The organism is Corynebacterium halotolerans YIM 70093 = DSM 44683 (assembly GCF_000341345.1).
Lineage (GTDB): Bacteria > Actinomycetota > Actinomycetes > Mycobacteriales > Mycobacteriaceae > Corynebacterium > Corynebacterium halotolerans.
The window spans coordinates 2,908,850-2,929,789 of the sequence record NC_020302.1; the positions used below are offsets into that span (position 1 = coordinate 2,908,850).

Annotated in this window: 12 protein-coding genes; 1 reads left to right on the plus strand and 11 read right to left on the minus strand. The window is 69.6% G+C overall.

What is annotated here, in order from left to right; translation table 11 throughout:
- Positions 1–7: 7 nt before the first annotated feature.
- From pks13 to A605_RS13345, 10 genes are all read right to left on the minus strand, one after another.
- Positions 8–4,942, minus strand: coding sequence for a polyketide synthase Pks13 (gene pks13 / locus A605_RS13300; RefSeq protein ID WP_015402028.1), 4,935 nt, complete (start codon positions 4,940–4,942; stop codon positions 8–10).
- A gap of 331 nt (positions 4,943–5,273) precedes the next feature.
- A complete protein-coding gene (locus A605_RS13305) occupies positions 5,274–7,127 on the minus strand; it encodes a FadD32-like long-chain-fatty-acid--AMP ligase (RefSeq protein WP_015402029.1) in 1,854 nt (617 codons plus the stop codon).
- A 175-nt stretch (positions 7,128–7,302) separates the two neighbouring features.
- Positions 7,303–8,271, minus strand: coding sequence for a cutinase family protein (locus tag A605_RS13310; protein ID WP_034990963.1), 969 nt, complete (start codon positions 8,269–8,271; stop codon positions 7,303–7,305).
- A gap of 4 nt (positions 8,272–8,275) precedes the next feature.
- Positions 8,276–8,782: a DUF732 domain-containing protein gene (locus tag A605_RS13315; RefSeq protein WP_015402031.1), complete on the minus strand. Its 507-nt coding sequence runs from the start codon at positions 8,780–8,782 to the stop codon at positions 8,276–8,278.
- A 2-nt stretch (positions 8,783–8,784) separates the two neighbouring features.
- Positions 8,785–10,728 carry an alpha/beta hydrolase-fold protein gene (locus A605_RS13320; protein ID WP_015402032.1) on the minus strand — a complete coding sequence of 648 codons (1,944 nt, stop codon included), beginning with the start codon at positions 10,726–10,728 and terminating at the stop codon, positions 8,785–8,787.
- Positions 10,729–11,179: 451 nt separating this feature from the next.
- A complete protein-coding gene (locus tag A605_RS13325) occupies positions 11,180–12,205 on the minus strand; it encodes an alpha/beta hydrolase (RefSeq protein ID WP_027004441.1) in 1,026 nt (341 codons plus the stop codon).
- Between the two features lie 254 nt (positions 12,206–12,459).
- Positions 12,460–14,442, minus strand: coding sequence for an arabinofuranosyltransferase AftB family protein (locus A605_RS13330; protein ID WP_042440182.1), 1,983 nt, complete (start codon positions 14,440–14,442; stop codon positions 12,460–12,462).
- 299 nt (positions 14,443–14,741) lie between these two features.
- Positions 14,742–15,722 (minus strand): decaprenyl-phosphate phosphoribosyltransferase, encoded by a 981-nt coding sequence (locus A605_RS13335; protein ID WP_015402035.1) that lies wholly within the window; start codon positions 15,720–15,722, stop codon positions 14,742–14,744.
- Entirely contained in the window at positions 15,719–16,261 is a 543-nt protein-coding gene (locus A605_RS13340; RefSeq protein WP_015402036.1) for a phosphatase PAP2 family protein, read from the minus strand. Before A605_RS13340 ends, A605_RS13335 begins: the two co-directional genes overlap by 4 nt.
- A complete protein-coding gene (locus tag A605_RS13345; protein ID WP_015402037.1) occupies positions 16,258–18,246 on the minus strand; it encodes a glycosyltransferase in 1,989 nt (662 codons plus the stop codon). The genes A605_RS13340 and A605_RS13345 overlap by 4 nt, the downstream gene beginning before the upstream one ends.
- A 123-nt stretch (positions 18,247–18,369) precedes the next feature.
- On the opposite strand from A605_RS13345, the gene A605_RS13350 reads away from it, so the two are divergent.
- Positions 18,370–19,821 carry a DUF5129 domain-containing protein gene (locus tag A605_RS13350; RefSeq protein ID WP_015402038.1) on the plus strand — a complete coding sequence of 484 codons (1,452 nt, stop codon included), beginning with the start codon at positions 18,370–18,372 and terminating at the stop codon, positions 19,819–19,821.
- Positions 19,822–19,829: 8 nt separating this feature from the next.
- Here A605_RS13350 and A605_RS13355 read toward each other — a convergent pair whose 3' ends face one another.
- Positions 19,830–20,468 carry a three-helix bundle dimerization domain-containing protein gene (locus A605_RS13355; protein ID WP_034990990.1) on the minus strand — a complete coding sequence of 213 codons (639 nt, stop codon included), beginning with the start codon at positions 20,466–20,468 and terminating at the stop codon, positions 19,830–19,832.
- Positions 20,469–20,940 lie beyond the last annotated feature (472 nt).

Sequence of the window (20,940 nt, forward strand, 5' to 3'; positions counted from 1 at the left end):
TTCTGCTCTAGCGGTCCAGTTCCTCGATACGGCGGGTCAGGTGTGCCCCCACCGTACCGATCTCGGGTTCGTCGACGACGGCCAGATGGTCGCCGTGGAGCTGGATGATGTCCAGTTCGTCAACGATAGTCGACCAGCCGCCGTCCGGATCAATCGTCGCGTAGCGCGGCTCCAGCTCGATGGCGCCGGCGTGCATGCGCTCGGCGCGGAAGAGCATGACCGGCACGTTCACGTCGGCCCAGCGCGACAGGTCCATGCGGCCGAGGATCTGGTTGTCCACGAAGCTGGCGCGCTGGTGCTCCAGCACACCGGCGGACAGGCCGTGCTCCGAGGCGTCCGTGGTGGCCAGGAACTGCTCGAGCATGCCCAGCAGAGCCTCCTCCCCGGCGGTCTCCAGCAGCTCGAAGGGAACCGGGATCTCCAGCCCGTAGGTCTTGGCGGCGAAGTCGCTGTAACGCTGCCAGCGGGCCTTGGTCTCCTCCATGGTGTCCGGGATCGGCTCGGAGGGCTTGACCGTGTCCAGCAGCACGATGCTGGCGACCTCGATGTCAGGGTCATTGAGGCCCTGCAGCTGGTGCGCGACCTCGAAGGCCAGCGCGCCGCCGAAGCTCCAGCCGCCGAGGATGATCGGCCGCCCGGCGGCGTAGGCGCGGATCTCGTCGAGGTAGGCCGCCGCGCGCTCGTCCAGGGAGCCCTCGAGGCGTTCGACGCCGTAGACCGGCACGTCCTCGGGCAGACGCCGCATCAGCGGCTGGTAGACCACCGAGGAACCGCCGGCCGGGTGGAACAGGAACACGCTCGGGCGGGTGGATTCCTCAGCGCGGGCCCGCAGCACGCGGATATTGCCCTCGACCTCGGTCTCCAGGCCCTCGCGCACGAGGTCGGCCAGCGGCTCGAGTGTTTCGGCCTCGCGGACCTGTGCGGCGCTGATCGCGATGCCGGAGCGCTCGGTCAGCCGCTCGGCGATCCGGGTGGCCTGCTCGTCGGTGACGGCCGGCAGTGGGCTGGTCACGCCCGCGGCGGCGGCGCCCGTGAAGGTGGCCCAGGTGCCGAAGACCATGCGCTCGGAGGCGTCGCGCGGGGCCACGCCGACACCCTGGGCGCCCTGCTTCTCCGCGCCCGCCTCGGCGGCGGGGGCGGTCTCCACCGGCTCGGTCGGCGTCACGCCCTCACCCGCGGTCGGGGACAGGGAGGCGTCGACGGCGGGGGCGGCCGGACCGGCCTGAGCACCGCCACCCCCGCCCGCGAGACGGGCCTCGACGGCCTCCTCGACGATGTCCACGACGTCGGCGACGGAGGCGTCACGCAGCGCCTGGACCTGCAGCGGCGGGATCTGGAAGTCGTTCTCGATGCGGTTCTTGATGCGCATGCCCATCAGCGAGTCCAGGCCGAGGTCGATCAACGGCAGCTCGGCCGGCAGGTCGTCGACGTCGTAGCCCATGGACTCGGAGACGATCGCGCGCATGCGCTGCTCGACGGTCTCCCCGGAGGCGGGATCCCAGCGCACGGCCTCGACGCCCAGGTCGTCGTCGGCGTCTGCCGCGGCGGGGCCTGCGGTCGGACCCGCCTGCGGGGCGGCCACGCCCGGCACCCCGGCCGGGGCGCCCAGCTGGAGGGTGGTGGCGAAGGCCTCGGCCAGCAGGGTGGTCCGGGAGGTCTCGGCGTTGACCTTGTGCACGGTGATGGTCAGCCCACCGATGCCGCGGGCGACCACGGTGGTGATCTCGCCGTTCGGCGGGAGCATCGCGTGCTCCTCGGCGGCGACGAGCTGCGCGCCCGGTTCCACGGCCTCGGCGGCCAGCTCCAGCAGGGCCAGGGCGGAGGGCACCTGGTCGGCGTTGGTGGAGAAGGCCACGCGGGCGTCGGGCAGGGTGACGCGGGCGCCCGGCAGCTCCGGGGCGCGGTTGCTCGCGGGGCGGGCGTTGGTCCAGTAACGCTGGTGCTTCCAGGTGATGTGCGGGGCGTCGATGCGCTCGCCGTCGCCGTAGATCAGCGAGAAGTCGATCGGCGCGCCGGCGACGTAGAGCTTGGCCAGCAGATCGCGGATCGACTCGACGGTGTCGACCTTGCGCTTGAGCACGTAGAGCAGCTGGGCGTCGGGTTTGCCGACGGTGAACGCGGTGTTCATCATGCCCATCAGGGCGACCGGGTTCGGGGAGATCTCCACCAGGGTGGTGTGGCCGGCGGCGAAGGCCGCCTCGGTGGCGTCCTGGAAGTGGACGGCCCGGCGGGTCATCCGCAGCCAGTAGTCGGTGTCGTGGATGACCGCACCGGGCTGGTGGACCACGCCCGGGTCGACGGAGGAGAACAGCGGGAGTTCCAGCGGCAGGGCGGTGACGCCGGCGGTCTCGAAGGCGAGCTCGCCGAGCAGCGGCTCGACGGCCGAGGTGTGGCCGGCGCCCTTGACGTTGAGCAGGCGGGCGAACTTGCCCTCGGTCTCCAGCTTGGCGACGAGCGCGGTGACGGCCTCGCGTGGGCCGCCCACCGTCGTCATGCCGGGACCGGCGTAGACGGCGGGCTCGATGCCGACGTAGTCCTCGTGCTCCGTGGTCAGCGCCTCGAGGTCCGCGGTGGACAGCTCGACAACGGCCATGGCGCCGAGCTGGTCCTCGGGCAGGGACTTCTCGCCCTCGCCCATCAGGCGGGCGCGGTGGCAGGCGATCTGCATCGCGTCGTCGGCGGAGATTCCGCCGGCGGCGTAGGCGGCGGCGATCTCGCCCATGGACATGCCCATCACGGCCGCGGGCTTCGCGCCGAAGGCGGCCAGCAGGTCGGTCAGCGCGATCTGGATGGCGGTGATGGCCACCTGTGCGGTCTCGGTGTCCCAGGTCTGCTCGTCGTCGCGGACGATGTCGAGGATGGACCAGCCGGACTCGGCGTCGACACGCTCATCCAGCTCCTCGAGGCGGGCGAGGAACATCGGCGAGAACCCGATGAGATCCTTGACCATCTTGCGGTGCTGGGATCCGAAACCGGAGTAGACGAACACCGGGCCGGCGGCGGCCGGGGAATCGGCGGCGGCGATGCCGACGGAGACCTTGCCCTCGGCCACCTGGCGCAGGCGCTTGACGGCGTCGGCGACGTTCTCGGCGCTCACGACCGCACGCGAACGGCCGTGGTTGCGGCCGGCCAGGGAGCGGGCGACGGGCACGAGGGCAGAGTCCCCCGTGTCGCCGCGGCTCTCCAGGAAGTCGGCGAGGTCGGCGGCCGCCTGTCGACGCCGCGACGGCAGCAGGCCGGAGACCGGCAGGGCGACGGCGTTCGGCTTCTCCGGATCCGCCAGCTGCGGCTCAAGGGAGCGCACGGTGGCGTCCGGGTAATCGGCCGGATCGAAGGAGGAGACGACGACGTGCGCGTTGGTGCCGCCGAAGCCGAAGCCGGACACGCCGGCGACCTTACGGCCGGAGTACTCGGGCCACTCGCGCGGGTCCTCGACGACCTCCAGGTGCTCCGCGTCGAAGTCGATGTAGCGGTTCGGTGCGGAGAAATTGACCGACGGCGGAATGACGCCGTGGCCCATGGACTGGACGACCTTGATCAGGCCGGCGGCGCCGGCGGCAGACTCGGAGTGGCCGATATTGGACTTGACCGAGCCCAGCAGGGTCGGGTTCCTGCGCTCCCGCTCCACACCCAGGACCGCGCCGAGGGCCGTGGCCTCGATGGGATCGCCGAGGATGGTGCCGGTGCCGTGGGCCTCGATGTAGTCGACCCCGGCCGGATCGACGCGGGCGTCGTCGTAGGCGCGCTGCAGGACGTCGATCTGCGCCTCGGGGTTGGGGGCGGTCAGGCCGTTGGAGTGGCCGTCGGAGTTGACGGCCGAACCCTTGATGACGGCGAGGATGTCATCGCCGTCGGCGAGGGCGTCGTCGACCCGCTTGAGGATGAGCACACCCGCGCCGTCGGCCCGCACGAAGCCGTCGGCGTCGTCGGAGAAGGCGTGGATGTGGCCGGTGGGGCTGATCACGCCGAGCTCTCCGAAGGCGGTGGACACGAACGGGGAGGCGAGGATGTTCACGCCCCCGGACACGGCGACGTCGGCGTCGCCGGCGCGCAGGGCGCGCACCGCCTGATGGACGGCCACCAGCGAGGACGAGCAGGCCGTGTCGACGTTGACCGACGGGCCGCGGAAGTCGAAGGCGTAGGAGATGCGGTTCGGGATGATCGAGCTGGCGGTGCCGGTCAGCGCGTAGGGGTGGGCCTCGGCCGGATCGGCGGTGATGAGCATGCCGTAGTCGTTGTTGGACGAGCCCAGGAACACCCCCACCGGGGCACCGCGCAGCTCGTTGGGTGCCAGGTGGGCGCTCTCCAGGGCCTCCCAGGTCAGCTCGAGCATGATGCGCTGCTGAGGGTCGATGTTGGCGGCCTCGACCGGGGACAGACCGAAGAACTCGGCGTCGAAGGAGGCGATGTCGCCCAGGTACCCGCCGGTGAGGTTCTGCTCCTCCATCTTGCGGGACATGACCTCGTCACCGGCGTACTCGCTCCAGCGGCCGATCGGCGGCTGACCGGTGCCGTCGCGGCCCTCCACCAGCATCGACCAGTACTCGTCGAGATCGCCCGCGCCCGGGAAGCGCGCGGCCATGCCGACCACGGCGATGTCGTGGGTGCCCGGGGTGGTGGCCGCATCGGTGGCCACGCGACGGTGGGTGGCCCGGGCACGGGACTTCCCCCGGCTCGCCGGTTCGCCCTCGACGAGGCGCGTCGCCAGCCCCGCGATGGTCGGGTACTCGTAGGCGATGGTGGCGTCGAGCTGCACGCCGAGCAGATTCTCCAGCTCACCGGACAGCACGACCGCGTCCCGGGACGACAGGCCGAAGTTCTCCATCGGCTTGTCGTCGGCGATCTCCTCCGCGGGCAGGCCGGTGACACCGGCGACCCAGGTGCGGAGCCACCCGCGCAGCTGCTCAACGGTCATCGGCGCCGGGCTCTGGCTCTCACTCATACGGCGACTACATCCTTACAATGTTTCTCGGGCTGCCCGTTCCCGTTCCATCCTCCCGGGTGCGGGAGTGGGCGGCGGGGAGACGGGCAGCGGTCACGGCACGGTCTGGACAGATTTTTCTGTACAGGGAAGTATCGTCCCATTATTCCAATGTGTTTCATTGTGCAGGCCAGGCGGGTGGCCACGCACGTTCCCACGCCCGACGCAGGACCCCGGGAACAGGCATGAGCCCGCTCCCCCACGACGCGCCGACGGATCCGGTGGGGCCCGGTCGGCGGGGTACGGGGAAGGGGCTCATGGCGGCGTCGCCGGCGGCGGGCCCGGCGGGAGACTACCGCTGCTCGGCCAGGTAGGACTTCTGGGCCACGCGGCGGGCGATCTTCCCGGAGGAGGAGCGCGGGATGGCGTTGGCCTCCAGGACGCGGATCTCGGCCGGGGTGACGCCGTGGGCGGAGCTCACCGCACCGCGGATGGCCTCGACCACGTCCGCGTCACTGGCGGCGTCGGCACGCTCGTCGCGCTCGACGAAGATGACGAGCTTCTCGACGTCCTCCCCCTCGACGGAGAAGGCGGCGACGGCGTCCGGGCGGACGTGGTCGGTGGCGGCCTGGACGGTGTACTCGATGTCCTGCGGGTAGTGGTTGCGCCCCGCGATGACGATGAGGTCCTTGAGACGGCCGGTGATGTAGGTCTCACCGTCGATGATCACGGCGAGGTCACCGGTGGCCATCCAGCCGTCCTCCGGGGCACCCTCCACGCGGGACTCGGCGAGACGTTCACCGAGGGTGTTGTGGAAGGTGTCGGCGGTCTCCTGCTCACGGCCGAGGTAGCCGGCGGCGAGGTTGTCGCCCTTGACCCACATCTCACCGACGGTGCCGTCCGGCAGCTCGGCGCGGGTCTCCGGATCGACGATGGTCATGTACTGCGGGCGCACGACCTGGCCGTTGGAGACGAAGGCGACACCCCGCCCGGAGTCCTTCGCGACGATCTCGGCGACCCCCTCGGCGAGCTTGTCGCGGTCGAAGTGGGAGACGAGCGGGCGATTCCTGGTCTGCGGGGTGGTCACCAGCAGGGAGGCCTCGGCCAGGCCGAAGGACGGGCGCAGGCTGGTGCGCTCCAGGCCGAACTGCGTGAAGGTCTCGGTGAAGGAGTCCAGCGCCTTCTCGGTCACCGGCTCGGAGCCGATGATGATGCCGTCGACCGCCGACAGGTCGAGGGTCTCACCGTCCTTCGGCCGGCCGTAGCGCACGGCCAGCTCGAGGGCGAAGTTCGGGACGACGGCGTAGATGGACACGCCCTCCTCGGACTCGCGGCGGTTGAGCTGGTCCACCCAGCGCTTGGGCTGCTGGATGAAGTCGCGCGGGGTCATCAGGTCCATCTCCAGCCCCAGGATGGTCACGAAGGTGGCCAGGATGATGCCCATGTCATGGTGCAGCGGCAGCCAGGAGACCAGGCGCAGCGGCATCTGCAGGCGGATCGCGGTGAAGATCTGCAGGACGTTGGTCAGGATGGAGCGGTTGGTCAGCAGCACGCCCGCCGGGGTGCGGGTGGAACCGGAGGTGTACTGCAGGAAGGCCGGGGTGTCGACCGGCATGGTCTGGGCCGAGGCCATCATCTGCTGGCCCTGGAGGGTGGTCATCGGGTTCTGGTAGGACGTGGCCAGGGTGTCCGGCAGGGAGTCCACGGACAGGATGCGCGGACGCTGGCGGGACGGGATCTCCGCGAAGTGCTCCCGCACCGCGGCGGCCGACAGCGAGTTGGTGAGCACGAACTTCGGCTCGGAGTCGTTGAACACGGCCTTCAGGTGGTCGGCGTGGCCCGGCTCGTTCGGGTCGTACAACGGCACCGGGGTCATGCCGGCGTAGAGGGCGCCGATGAAACCGAAGATGTACTCCGGGGAGTTGTTGGCCAGGATGGCCACCCGGTCGCCGAGCTTGCCCACCTGCTGCAGACGGGCCGCGACCGCCTTGATGCGGGTGTTGATCCCGGTGCGGTTGTAATCCACCGGGACACCCTCGCGGGACTCCGAGAAATCCCAGAACCGCAGGCAGTGTCGCTCGCCGCCGCCCATCTGCAGATCGGCCTGGTACATCAGCTCAGCCAGCCCCGCCAGGGTGAGCTGAGGGGCGAGGGTGATCTCACCCTTCTCGTTGAAGAACTGGCTCATCGCCGCTTTCAGGTCCATGCTTCTCCTTGTGTCTGTCGGTGGCCCGCCGCTGACCAGCGGGTTCTCCCGGAGATTCCGGGACGTCCGGCGGCGGCCATCATGCGCGGGTGCGCGGTTCGCGGGGCGGTGGGACTTACTTTTACCTGCCAACCTAACAGAGCAGGCACCGCCCCCTGTTAATTGTCCGCGGTTATTACCCCGTTACGTCGAGGGGAATGTCCAGGGGTGGGTCCAGAAGGTCTGACGGGTCGTTCTCGATCAGGTCGATCGCCCAGTCGACGATCCAGGCGTTGGTCGTCGTGCCGGGGATGACGTTGGGGTTGGTGGCGTACTGCGCGTGGATGCCGTTGGCGGCGGCCAGTTCCTGGGCGCGCGCGAGTGCGTTGCCGACGTCGCGCGGGGCGTCGCAGATGCTGTCGTCCGGGGCGCAGATGTCGTACGTGCGGTCCTGCAGCTCGCCGAATCCGCCGGGGCGGGGGCCGCGCATGGTCGCGCCCGGCACGACCGGCTGGACGAGCAGGTTGAGCGGTTCGAGGGCGACCTCGGCGCCGACGCCGGCGACCGGGTTGCCGGGGACCTGGCCCACACCAGGTTCCCGGCGCCCGTCCGCGACCAGGGCGACACCCCTGATCTTCTCCGCTGGCACGGCCCCGTGGCCCTGCCCGATCTTGTTGGCGATGTCCCCGACGATCACCGCGCCCTGCGAGAAGCCGGTGAGGATGTAGTCGGTGGCCGGGCAGACGTCGTTCATGTGGCGCAGCTCCCCCTCCAGCGTGGAGGTGCCCTCATTGCGCGAGGCGTCGTAGGTCATCTCGTTCCGGGAGTTGATGCTGCGGAACTCGGCCGTGTACGGCAGCGTCCACACCTTGACCTCGTCAGGGGTGTAGCGCTCCTGCAGCGGCCGGGTGACCGACAGCATGAAGCTCCAGGGGTTGGCGGTGGGGTTGATCGGATCATCGTCCGCGGCGGACTCCCACGTGCCCGGCGCGGCGATGACCTCGACCTCCGGGCACCAGTCCGGCTGCTCCGGTTCCGTCGGGATCGGCGGTTCGCCGATCGGCGGCAGCGGGGAGTCGTCACTGGTGCGCAGCCACTGGAAGACCCCGACGCCGATGAGCGCCAGGATCACCAGCACCGCGAGGACGGTGAGTGTTTTTCTCATTGCTCTAGCAGTACGCCGCCCGTGCCTCATTCTCAATCAGCGCGACGGCGTCCTCCGCGGTCAGTTCGGTGCGCTGCTGCTCGACTAGTTGACCGGCGACCGCGGTGACGGTGACCTCGCCGATGCCGGATTCCTCCGCCCGGCAGACGGTCGACGCCGCGCCGATGAGCTGGTCCTCGACACCGTTGACGTCGATGCCGCCGTCCGAGAGCCCGCCGAGGAAGGCGGTGTCTTCCCCGGAGCGCTCCGGCTGCGGGGTCGGGACCTCGGAGACCTCCTGGGCGCCCTGATCCTGCGGCTGCGGGCTCGCGGGCGGGGCCGCCGGGGGCCGTTCGCCCCCGTCGTCCGACTCATCGTCCGATTCCGCGGGCGTCGACTGCGGGGCCCGCTCCAGCGGGGCGACGCTCGTGTCGGTGCCCGGGTCATTTTCGACGGTCGCGCCGCCGCACGCCGTCAGCGCGAACGCCGACAACGCCGTGGCCAGCAGCAGGCCGTGCCTTCCCGGTCGCATAACTACCTCTCGTCTTCCTCGATACGTCCGTTGACCTGGCGGATGGTGCCGTTCTCGAACTCGACGACCTGGCCGCCGGCCGGGATGGAGGTCTGGTCGGCGGTCGGGAAGCCGTACTCGCCCTGCTCCCAGCCGGCCGCGCCCCAGGCGTCGAAGATGGCACCGTGCATGATCACGTGGGCGCCGGTGGCCGGGCTCCAGTAGATGTTGCCGTTCTCGAACTCCTGGAATGCGCCACCTTCGATGAGCCGTTCATCGGAGGTCGGGTAGCCCAGCTGCGATTCGGCGGTGCCCAGCTCGCCGTACTTGTCGGCGATGACGCCGCGGACCCAGTGGTTGTCACCCTCCGGGGTGCGCACGACGTAGCCGTTCTGGAACTCCTGGACGAAGCCGCCGTCGATCTCGCGGGCCGCGGCCGCCGGGTAGCCCAGGTCGCCGGCCTCCCAGCCGGTGGTGCCCCACTCGGTGAAGATGTCGCCCGGGATGGCGTGGGCGCCGGTGGCCGGGCTCCAGTAGATCGAACCGTTCTCGAAGTGGACGTAACGGCCCGCCCGGTCCGGGGTGGCGATCTCACCGGTGGTCGGGAAGCCGAGCCAACCGGCCGGACCGTCGAGCTCGGTGTAACGGGCGTTGATGGCGCCGAAGAGCGGGTACGCGCCGGTGTCCGGGGACCAGTAGGCGGTGCCGGAGCGGAAGTCCTGCTGCATCCCGTCGGCGACGGCGTACTCGTTGTTCACGCAGGTGCCGATGAGGCCGGAGGCGGTGGCCTCGGCGATCGCGCCGACCGGGGCGCAGTCCGCGCCGCGGTCCTCCTCCGGGATGTTCAGGGCGTTGGCGATGTACGGCCAGGCCTGCGTCATCTCGAACTGCCAGTACTCCCAGGAGTGGACGCCGGAGGGGCGGAACTGGGTGATCACCGGGACGCCGGCGTTCTGGGCGTAGTCGACGAAGGTCTGGCTGGACATCCGGGAGATGATCTCCAGGCCCATGCCGGCCAGGTTGGCCGGCCCGTTGGCCACGGAGTTCGGGTCGCCGTAGTCACTGCTGCCGGAGCCGGCGGAGACGTAGACGGTCGCACCCTCCAGGGCGTCGATGCCCAGCTTCGGGTCGTGGTCGATCCAGCCCTGGGAGTACGGCGGGCCCCACATGGCCTCGGAGTTGTAGCCGCCGGCGTCCAGCTGGGCGGCGGTGATGGCCTCCGGCATGCCCGTGGTGGTGGTGTCCAGGTAGCCGGAGAAGGAGCCGACGAAGTCGAAGAGGTACGGGTGGCGCTCGGCGAGGTTCATCGCGGCGGTGCCGCCCATGGAGATGCCGACGACCGCCCGCTCCCTGCTGGAGCGGAAGCCGTTGTCCAGCACGGGGACGAGCTCCTGGGTCAGGAAGGTCTCCCACTGGTAGTTCTTGCCGTTGTCCGGCCGCTGCCAGTCGGCGTAGAAGGAGGACTCGCCGCCGACCGGCAGGATGACGTTGACATTCTTGTCGGCGTAGAACTGCTGGATGTTGGTCTCGATGGTCCAGCCGTTCTCGTCGTCGCGGGCGCGCAGGCCGTCGAGCGCCCAGACCTCCGGGAAGGTGCGGTCAGGGTTGGAGTGCCAGTCGCGGGCCAGCAGGATCTGGACCTGCATGAGCTGCTCCGGCATCGCGGCGGACTGGATCCACACGGCGACGTGACGGTTGCCCAGCCACTCGACACGCTCGACCTCGACGCCCTCCGGCAGCCCCTCGACGTCCGGGTACTCGGTGTTGAGGACGGTGCGCTGCGGCGGGTCCGAGGGCCGGATGGAGTCACTCAGGGAGGAGCCCGGCAGGGAGCTCTGGGCACTGACGGCGGGGGTGACCGCCAGGCCGACGGCCAGTGCGGCCGGCACGGCGGCGGCCGCCATCCAGATGGAACGACGGTTCTGGCGCCGCTGGCGCTGTGGGGAACGGGATGCGGTGTCGCGCATGTTTTCAGTCCTAGGTCTCGAGGTGGCTGGGTGGGCCCCGGGCTCGGACGAGTCGACCACCGGACGGAAACGGCGCAGCGGGGTGGCTGTACAGTGTGTCCGACCACCCCCGGGGGTTCCCCTCCCCCGGGATCTGGTCACAACGGCACTGCGTTCCGTGTCGGTCGGCCGGGGTCGCGCTGACCCGGGCTATACATTTATATCTGTCGCCTCTGCAGGTGGCCGCGTTACCGCGTGTGGGCGCGGGGGTACGTGGCCTGCAGTTCGGGCTCAAGTTTAAGTTGAACTTGAGACTTTGGGAAGCGACACACCGACCGCCCGGCGTTTCGGCGGAAAACATCCGCCCCTGCGGCGGCCACCGGGGCGTCGACAAGCGGACCGGCACCTGGCCCGACACACAAAAGGCCCCGGGGGTGGAACACCCGCCGGGACCCGCGTGATCAGCCGCCTGTCACCAGGCGTTCATGACGTCGAGCACGCGCGGCTTGGTCTTGTTCAGCTGGTAGCCGAACTGGGTCCAGTTGTGGATGCCCGTCGGCGGGTAGTCCGCGGTGACGTTGAGTCCCTCGAGCCGGGCCTTGGCCTCCCACATGCGGGTGGTCACGTGGGCCAGCATCTCCAGCGGGGTGCCGGAGAGCTTGAGGTTGAGCGGGTAGTTCGCGTCCTCCGGGCCCCACAGGCCCGAGGCGGCGGAGACATAGACGTCGGTGCCGTGCAGGCCACCCATGTTGAGGAACGGATCGTTCTCGAAGCGGCGCGGGCTGATCATCGAGCCGTACATGGCGTTGATGTTGAAGCCGCCGGCGTCGAGCAGGGCGACGCGCATCATGGTCTGCATGCCCGGCATGGTGGCGGTCAGGTAACCCGAGAAGGACAGGGCCTGACGGAACATGTCGGGGTGCTTCGCCGCGAGGTTCAGGGCGGAGGTGCCACCCATCGACAGACCCGCGATGGAGTTGTTGTTCGGCGAGACCCCGAAGTGCTGCTGCAGGTAGACCGGCAGCTCGGAGGTCAGGAAGGTCTCCCACTGGTAGGTGACCGGGTCGGCGAGGTCGTAGGTGGCCGGGCCCTCCCAGTCGGCGTAGAAGGAGCCGGCACCGCCGACGGGCATCACCAGGGTGATGTTCGAGTTGTTGAAGGTGGCGGCGGCGTTGACGTCGACGGTCCAGGCGTTCGCGTGGTTGGTCGCGCGCAGGCCGTCGAGCAGGTAGTAGCCGGCGTTGCCACCGCGGGCGGCCGGCTGGATCTGGACGGTGATGTTGTGGCCGGTCGACTCCGACCAGACGTCACAGCGCTGCACCCAGAACTGGGCGGCATCCCACTCGCAGGTTCCGGTGGCGTCAGGACGCAGCCAGGCGCGGTTGTCGGCCTTCGCGACCCCACTCCCGACCACCATCAACGTGGCGGCGACGGCGAATGCGGTCACGAACGCCAGGATTCGGCGGCTCGTGCGATTCAGTCCGGACAATAAGGACATCGTTCTCCTCGGCTCTTCGGTCTTCCTCGTCGCGGCACGGCCGACCCCGACGGGGGAGGCCTGCACGCACACTGTGAGGACTATCGACGATCGCGGGCACACCGTTACCGCCGAAGCTTTCGGTTCGCCAGACAGCATAGACCACGATGTAGCCAAATACTCATTCATTCGTTACCGGAACGAGACATTAAGGCCCCTCCGAATGGGCCGATCAGCGGTATTCATGCAGCGCACGTTGCCCTGGCGACCGGACCTCACCTGACGGGATCAGTTTCCGCGTCCACCGGCCAGGCGATCTGTGTTCCGTCCTCACCGAGAGATCCGTCACCCTCCCCGACATAGTCCCTCGGGTCGTCGCTGAACTCGAGCGTACGGCCGGCTGTCAACGAGAAGACGATGTTGTCCAGGAAGCGCTGAGGCGTCAGCGGGGCGCGGTAGGAGGCGAAGAGTTCGGCGAACTCCGGCGTGCGCAGCGCCTGGCGGGCCAGAGCCGTTTTCTCCCGGTCCACCCACGGCGGCAGGGACTCGATCTCGACGGCGGTGTCGGCGGCCTGCCACTCCAGCGGCAGCCACTTGTCGTGGCCGACGCGCGCGTCCTCATCGCGGGGCTGCCGGGCGGCCAGCGGGGTGGCCAGGCCGACGGTGTCGAGCACGCGGACGTCGAGCGGGGCGTTCATGCTCGTGAAGCCCAGGTTGACGTGCGCGACCGTCGGCGGCAGGTGCTCCAGATCCGAGCCCCGATCCATGCGCGGGACCGTGATCCAGGAGTAGGTCTCCGGGTCCGAGGAGGCGAGGATCTGCAGCATCTGGCCCGCGTCCTCCTCGCGGGCACGTTCGACGACCTCGACATAGTCGTTCATCGCCAGGGCACCACGGAAGTCCTCGGCGGTGCGGGGCGGATTCCCGTCCTCCCGCCCGGTGGCCTGCGTCCAGAAGTGCCGCTCGTCGACGATGCCCAGTTCGCCCTCGTACTCGTCGGGGTCGATCTCGTGGCCGCCGGCGACCGTGGCCACCGTCCACCAGCCGATGCCGATCACGCCCACGGCCAGTGCGAGATCGTAGGTACGGGAGGTGTGGAGGAAGTCCACCACCGGGATCACCGCGACGGGGAGCAGCAGCGCGAACAACGGCAACAGCAGCATGCGGCCGTGCATGAAGTCGCCGCCGACGCGGATGACGTAGATCAGGTGCAGCAGGCCGCAGAGCACGATCAGCGCGATGACCGCGGCGGGGGTGCGCAGGCGCATCCTGTCCACGCGCACCCCGCCGCCCCCCGGTCCCGGATCCGGGTGCGTGTCGGGGTGCGCGGGATTCGTCCCGGCCGACGGGGCGGAGACGCGCCAGAGGGTCACCGCGGCCATCGCGAGTGCCAGGGCCAGCGCTAGCCACAGCCAGTAGGGGTTCGCCAGGTCGAGGACGTAGTTCCAGCCGTCGGCCCAGGCGCTGTCGGCGGCTGACTTCGCCACCGCGGTGTGCGGGGTGAGCAGGCCGTAGTAGCCCATGCGGAAGATCTGGTAGGCGGCCGGCACGGGCAGCGCCACCGCCAGGATGCCCAGTCCCTGCCGCCGGGAGCGGGCGGTGACGAGCAGGACGATACCCGTCAGTCCGCCGTAGAGCGCCAGCTCGGGGCGCACGAGCCAGGACAGGCCGCACCAGAACGCCAGCCAGTAGGTGATCGTGTCGCGGGCCGGGGCGTGGTGCCGGCCGCGGGCCTTCGGGCGGGTCCAGTTCACCAGCAGCCACCACAGCACCGCGATCCACAGCAGCGACAGACCCCACTCCAGGCCCGAGGTGGCGAAGTCACGCGCCGGCGGCAGCGCCAGGTAGATCAGTCCGCTGACCGGCAGGAGCAGCAGCGCGTGGTGGCGACGGTGGAGCCCGGCGGTGGCGAAGGCCGCGATCACGAGCGCGGCGGTGGTGAAGATCAGCGCCAGCCAGGTCGCGATGGCCTCAAGCTCGGCGTCGGTGACCAGCGCGACGAGATAGATGAGGTACTGCCACAGTGTTGAGGTGTTGGCCTCCACGCGCTCCCCGGCGTTGAAGACCGGGCCGTTGCCGGCCAGCAGATTGCGCACCGTGCGCAGGACGATCAGGCCGTCATCGGACATCCAGCGCCGCTGCCATCCCCCCACGAAGGCGAAGACGCCGACGGCGAGCGCGCTGAGAATCGCCGTTATGCCGGTGATGGAAACCTGGGCGCGCGCAGGCCGCCGAACCCCTCGCACAGCTGTGGTCATGGGGAAAAATGTTATCAGGGTGGCGACGGGGGACCGTGCTGCCGTGCTGGCCGGGGACGCGGCCGGTGGTCGAGCGCCGGATGGCCCGGCCCTGACCGGGGACGCCTGCCCGAGAGGACTTCACGGGGATCAGGGCCCGCTCCCCCGGTCCCGGGAGGCCCGTCAGATCGATCCCGCGGCCCGGTGGCTTCGGTGCATCCGATCCCGCCCCGACACGGAAAACCCCCGGCCCCTCCGCAGCTTCAGCGGAGCGAACCGGGGGTTCGGGCGCGATACCCGCCACCGGAGCCGGAAACCGGCTACAGCGCCGGCACCAGGTACACGGCGAGCGCGATGCAGATCAGCCACAGCAACGCCAGGGCCTGCAGGACCCGGTCGGACAGGGCGATCTCGTCCGGGGCGCCACCCTCGCCGCGATCGACGTCGGCGGCGTAGCGCAGGATCGCGATGGTGAACGGCACCATGGAGACCTGGTACCAGATGGCGGCGGCTCCCTCGTGGGTGCTGGAGAGCTGGAAGCCCCACAGCGCATAGGACATCACCACGGCGGTGGCGGCCAGGGTCCACACGAAGCGCAGGTAGGTCGGGGTGTAGCCTCGCAGCGAACGCCGGATCTTGGCGCCGGTGCGCTCGGCGAGCAGCAGCTCGGAGTAGCGCTTGCCGGAGGCCATGAACAGGGAACCGAACGCGGCGACCAGCAGGAACCACTGGGACAGGGAGATGCCGGCGGCCACACCGCCGGCCATGGCGCGCAGCATGAAGCCGGAGGAGACCAGGGCGATGTCGATCACCGGCTGGTGCTTCCAGCCGAAGCAGTAGCCCAGCTGCAGGCCGATGTAGACGGCCACCACGATGGCCAGCCCGAAGCCCGAGGAGGCGAGGAAGGACAGGCCCACGGCGGCGATGATGAGCACCGCCGCCATGGCGTAGGCCAGGGAGACCGGTAGGACGCCGGCGGCGATGGGACGGAAGCGCTTGGTGGGGTGCTCGCGGTCGGCGTCGACGTCCTTGGCGTCGTTGACCAGGTAGATCGACGACGCCGCCAGGCAGAATACGACGAAGGCGAGCAGGACGTCGAGAAGTGTGCGCCCGTCGGTGAGCGCCTCGGTGCCGGCGGCCAGGGGCGCCGCGACGACGAGGACGTTCTTGACCCACTGCTTGGGGCGCAGCGCCTTGATCATGCCGTCGAGGAGGTTCTTCGGCGGCTGGCGCTTCTTGACGTTGTCGATGCCTTCGGTGTGCGGCTCGGAACCGAAGATCGTGGGGTTCTGTTCGGTCACGCTGTCTGCCTCTCAATCTCCGTGGCTGCTCGTGCGGTCGCGGCCCCCAGCAGGGCGCCGACCAGCGTGTCGGAGGGGTAATGGACCCCCAGCACCATACGCGAGACCATCATGACCGGGATACCGGTCAGCGGCAGCTTCGAGCCCGTCAGATCCGACAGGGACACCAGCGCCGCCGAGGTCGACGTCGAGTGCGAGGAGGGGAAGGACAGCCGCGAGGGGGTGCCGACACCGACCCGGATGCGTGGGTCGAAGGGGCGTCGGCGGCGGACGATGCGCTTGATCGTCACGGACGCGGCGTGCGAGGTGAACGCGGACGCGCCCAGGGTCACCCACTTGCGGCGCCGCTGCTTGTCGACGGCCGCGCCGGCCGCCGCCAGCAGCAGCCAACCCAGCGAGTGCTCGCCGAAGTGCGAGAGGGTCCGGGCGGTCGCGGTCACGCGGGGGGTGTACAGGAGTTTCTGCACGTCGATGAGCAGCTCGACCTCGCGGCGGCTGAGGCGGCTGATCTGACGCTCGATCTCGTTGTGGTCGGTCACTCGAAGATCCTCCCCCAGGAGGCGCGGCTGACCAAGTCGGGCTGGGCCGCGCGGTAGCGGGCACGCATCTCGTCGAAGCGCTCGCTGATCTGCTTCTGCAGGTCCAGGGTCTCCTCGATGAGCTCCTTCGCCTGTTCCCGGTCGCGCTTGCGGAAGGCGACGCCGTTGTTGCCCGCGGTGGTCACCGTCGCGCCGTCGAGGCGCGAGAGGGAGAACCAGCGGGCCTCCACCGGGGTGAGGTTGGCCTGCGGCACCTCGTGGTGGCGCGGATCCTCCTTGGACAGGGAGTGCCTGAGTCCCTTGAGCAGCCAGCCGACCTTCTTGATCTTGGCCAGGCGGCCGCCGATGTCGGCGGTGGGTACGCCCGGTGCGCCGGAGGCCGGCGGCAGCTGCGCGGCCGAGGGGATGATCTGCGCGTCCGGGTACCGCTTCCGGATGGCGTTGATGCGTGGCAGGGAGGACTCGAGGACGTCGAAGAGCTGGTCCGGGCCGGCGAGGAAGTCCTTCATGGCCTCGATCTGGATGGCCAGGGTCGAGTACTCCAGGCACATGACGTGCTTGAAGGAGGACTTGCGCATCGAGGCGATGATGCCGTCGACCGGGCCGTCATGGTTCAGGGCGGCGACGATCAGGCGGTTGCGCAGGTGGAAGTAGGCCTGCCAGTCGATGGCGTCGTCCTTGTCGGCCCAGGCCATGTGCCAGATGGCCACGCCGGGCCAGGTGACGGTGGGGAAGCCGGCCTTCGCCGCGCGCAGGGAGTACTCGGTGTCGTCCCACTTGATGAACAGCGGCAGGGGCTGACCCACCTGGGCGGCCACCACGCGCGGGAACATGCACATCCACCAGCCGTTGTAGTCGACGTCGATGCGCCGGTGCAGGTCGCGGGAGTGGGGGGCGTCGGGGTTCCTCGCGTCCTCGGGACGACCCCGGAAGCTCAGCGGGTAGCGGGCGAAGTCGTGGTCGTAGACCGAGTGCGGGGCGGCCTTCCACATGAAGTCGTCGCGGCCGACCATCTCGCCCATGGTGCGCAGCTGCGCACGTTCCTGCAGGTTGAGCATCTGGCCACCGACGATGAACGGGCTCTTCGCGTAGCGGGCGACCTGGATGGCGCGCAGGACGGAGTCGGGCTCGATGGCGATGTCGTCGTCCATGTAGAGGATGTACGGCGACTGCGCCGCGCCCGCCGGGCCGTCGCCGAGGGCCTCGTACATGATGCGGGAGTAGCCGCCGGAGCCGCCGAGGTTGCCCTGGCGGAACTCGTGGAAGCGATCCCCGAAATGGGCGGTGGCCCGGGCGTAGCCGGGCTCGTCGGCCGGGTGCCGGTCACCCTGATCCGGCATGATCACGGCGTCGATCGCGGCGTCGACGGTCGGGTCCGAGGCCAGCGCCTGCAGTGCGGCGACGGCGTCGGCCGGCCGGTTGAAGGTGGGGATGCCGACGGTCGCGCGGGCCTCGAAGGGCCCGACCTGGCCGCCGTCGGGCATGATCTGCGGACCCGGGGCGCGGTCGGCGTACCAGCCGGCCTCGGTGATGGTGGCCTCCGTCTCGGAGATCACGTCGAACCACAGCCAGCCGCCGTCCTCGAAGTGGGACAGCGGGAGGTCGAACTCGACCACGTCGTCGGTGACCAGGCGTCCGTCGACGGCCACGCGGGTGCCGTCGACCTTGGAGCGGTAGACGTCGACGCTGGCGGTGCCGGCCACCCGCAGGTGCAGGATGACGTGGTCGAGCTGCGACCAGCGGCGCCAGTAGCTGGCGGGGAAGGCGTTGAAGTAGGTCTGGAAACTGGCCTCGCTGCCCGCCGGCAGGGTGACGGTGAAGCGATCGGACCAGCTCAGGCGCTCCTTGTTGTGCTCGCCCTCGATGAGGTAGAGCATGCGGACATCATGCGGCTCGCCGCGGCTGGGCAGCAGGATGCGCTGCAGCTGCTCGACAGCCCTGCTGTCGGCAGACGGGTGGTCGGTGTCGTTCACGTTGCTGAACACTGCCTTTCGACGACTCCTCAGGTGGTGCGCCCCGTAAGGGCACTCTTCCGGGTCAAGGGTAGTAGCCCGGCCCCGGATTGCAGAGGTGTACACGCGACGCCTTCGCCGCCTAGGCTGGTGAATGTGAAACGCATCACCAATCGGGCCGCTGCCACGGTCGCCGTCGCGGCCCTGGCCACCGTGGCGCCGGGTGCCCTCGCGCCCGCGCTTGCCGACGCCCTCCTCTCCCCCGCCGTGCCCGCCGCCACCGTCGTCGCGCAGGCACCTGCGGAGGAGGCGCCACGGGTCGAGGTGATCGACCCGTCGGAGCAGCTGTCGGGCGAGGACATCACCCTGCTGGAGGAGCAGACCCCGGAGGTGGACCTGCCGGCCCAGGTGGAGCGGGTGGTCTACGTGGTCTTCGAGGACAACGACGACAACCTCAATGACACGGTGTTGGGCCACGCCCGTGAACAGCGGCCCGACCTGGTCAATCAGGCGGGCGACAAGTGGGCGCCCGGACTCCTGATTGTGGCGCTGGGCCTGGGACCGGACCGGATGGGCGTGTACTGCGGGGACGACGTGTGCTCGGCGACCGACATCTACGGCGAGGGCCGGCTCGACGGCATCCTCGACGAGATGGAGGAGCCGTTGCAGCAGGGCAACTGGGCGGCGGGACTGCTGCGCGGCGTGCAGGCGGCGGCCGATCCGGAGGTCCGCCGCGAGGAGTCCGGCCTGCCCGCCGTGGTCGGCATCGCCCTGGGCGTGGGTGCCGCGGCGATCGGCGGCGGGGTGGCGGGCGTTGCGGTGGCGGCGTCCCGCCGGAAGAAGGCGCGCGTGGCCCGGGAGCGCTTCGACGAGGTGCAGCGCGACTACGGCAGAGTGGCCACCGAGCTGACCGCGATCGACGTCAGCGCGCATTCGCTGACCTCCCCGCTGGCCAATGACCGGTTGCGCGCCCAGTGGGAGGAGGTCAAAAACGGTTTCCTCGGTCTGCACGGGACGATGGACACCCTCGAGGAGCTCAGCGCGGACTCAACGGACAAGGAGTTCCGTGAGCGGGCGGAGTCGATCGGGGAGGCCCACGAGAAGATGATGCGGTTGCGCACCGCGGAGGACAATATCGGGGAGCTCGTCCGCATGGAACGGGGCGATGCCGGGGTGCGCCGCCGGCAGCTCACCGAACTCCACGAGGATGTCCTCGCCGCGACCGTCCACGCCGGTGACGGCGAGCTCGAGTCGAGGCTCAGCGCGCTCGACGCCGGACTGCTCGACCTGCGTGAGCGGCTTGACGCCCCGACCTTCATGGACGAGTACGCCGGGCTACTCGGTGACTACCGCGTCCTCGTCGAGGAGGTGAGGAACCGCCTCTACTCCGAGTCCGGCACAGAGATGGGCGAAGACCACGAGACGCCACGACTCTGGGAGAGCTCGTGGCGTCCGGGGTACGGCTACGGCAACTTCGTGCCGTTCGCCGTGGTCAACACCTGGCACGACAATGACGTCGCGACGGCGCAGTCCGCCTCATCCCCCTCGGCGACCACCGGCTACTCGGCCGGCGGGTTCTCGGGTGGGGGCGGCTCACGCGGCTTCTAGCTGCCGGGCTACACCGGCAGGAGGGCCTCGGCGCGGGCCGTGACCGGCACGCCCAGGGTGTCGAGCAGGGCCACGACGCGCAGCTCGATGTCATCGGCCAGGTCACGGACCTGGTCCATGCTCATGCCGCTCGGGTTGGGGACATCCCACTGGACCTGGCGCAGGCCCGGCAGATCGTGGGACTCGCTGTCATCCATGTAGACGACGACGTCCGGGGCGTCGAGGACGCGGCCCGTACCCGCACGACCGGTGACGGCCACCGTGGGCAGCCCGCGTTCCTCGCGGATCGCCACGAGCTTGGAGTCGCTGGCGTTCTCCGGGTGGGTGGCGGCGGCGGTGGCCAGCACACCCTCATCGGTGAGCTGGCGGGCCAGAGCGGCGGCCAGCTTGGCGCGGGAGCCGTTCCCGCGGCTGGCGAAGAGGATCCGCTTGCGCGGGGAGGACGTGGCGCCGTGGGACTTCAGGTGCTCGCCGATCCGCTCTGCCGCGTCACGGGCGACGAAGACGGGGAGGAAGTCGGTCACCGTGGCGGAGGCGGAGTGGTCGGCGATGACGTCGTCGACGATGGCGTCAATGACCCGGGCGTCACAGGCATGCCCGAAGCGGCCGTGAAGATCGTGGCGCACATTGTTGAAGTTGTTGATCATCTTGATCACTCACCTTTTCTATATCTGTGGTTACAACGGTTAACTGAGTTCCCCGTTTGTTAACCTGATGTTCACCCTACCGGAGCGAACGCGGCTGTCAAGCGCCCGTCCAGAGCACCCAGCCCCACCCGGTTTGCACTTTCATCAAACGGCGCAAAACAGCGCCCCAGCGCGTCACGTGATCGCTGTCACTCAATTGATAGCAGGCTTTTTGTGCAGCGTGTGAGGTTTCGACCATTTAAATTCTTGTGTTTCCGCAGGTCGCGCGTTCGGCGCGTTGAGCATGGAAAATGCCGATACGGGCGGTGGGCAAACCATGCCGGAGGGGGTATGGCACACACACTTTTCACCCCCGAAGTAGCCGCAACCTACCGTTCATCTACGGTCGCCGTTGGTTAACGAGCCGTGAATATCCGGCGGCGTGCGGGTGCCGAGGGCACGAACCCCCTCGCGAGGCCGGCACCCCCGAGCC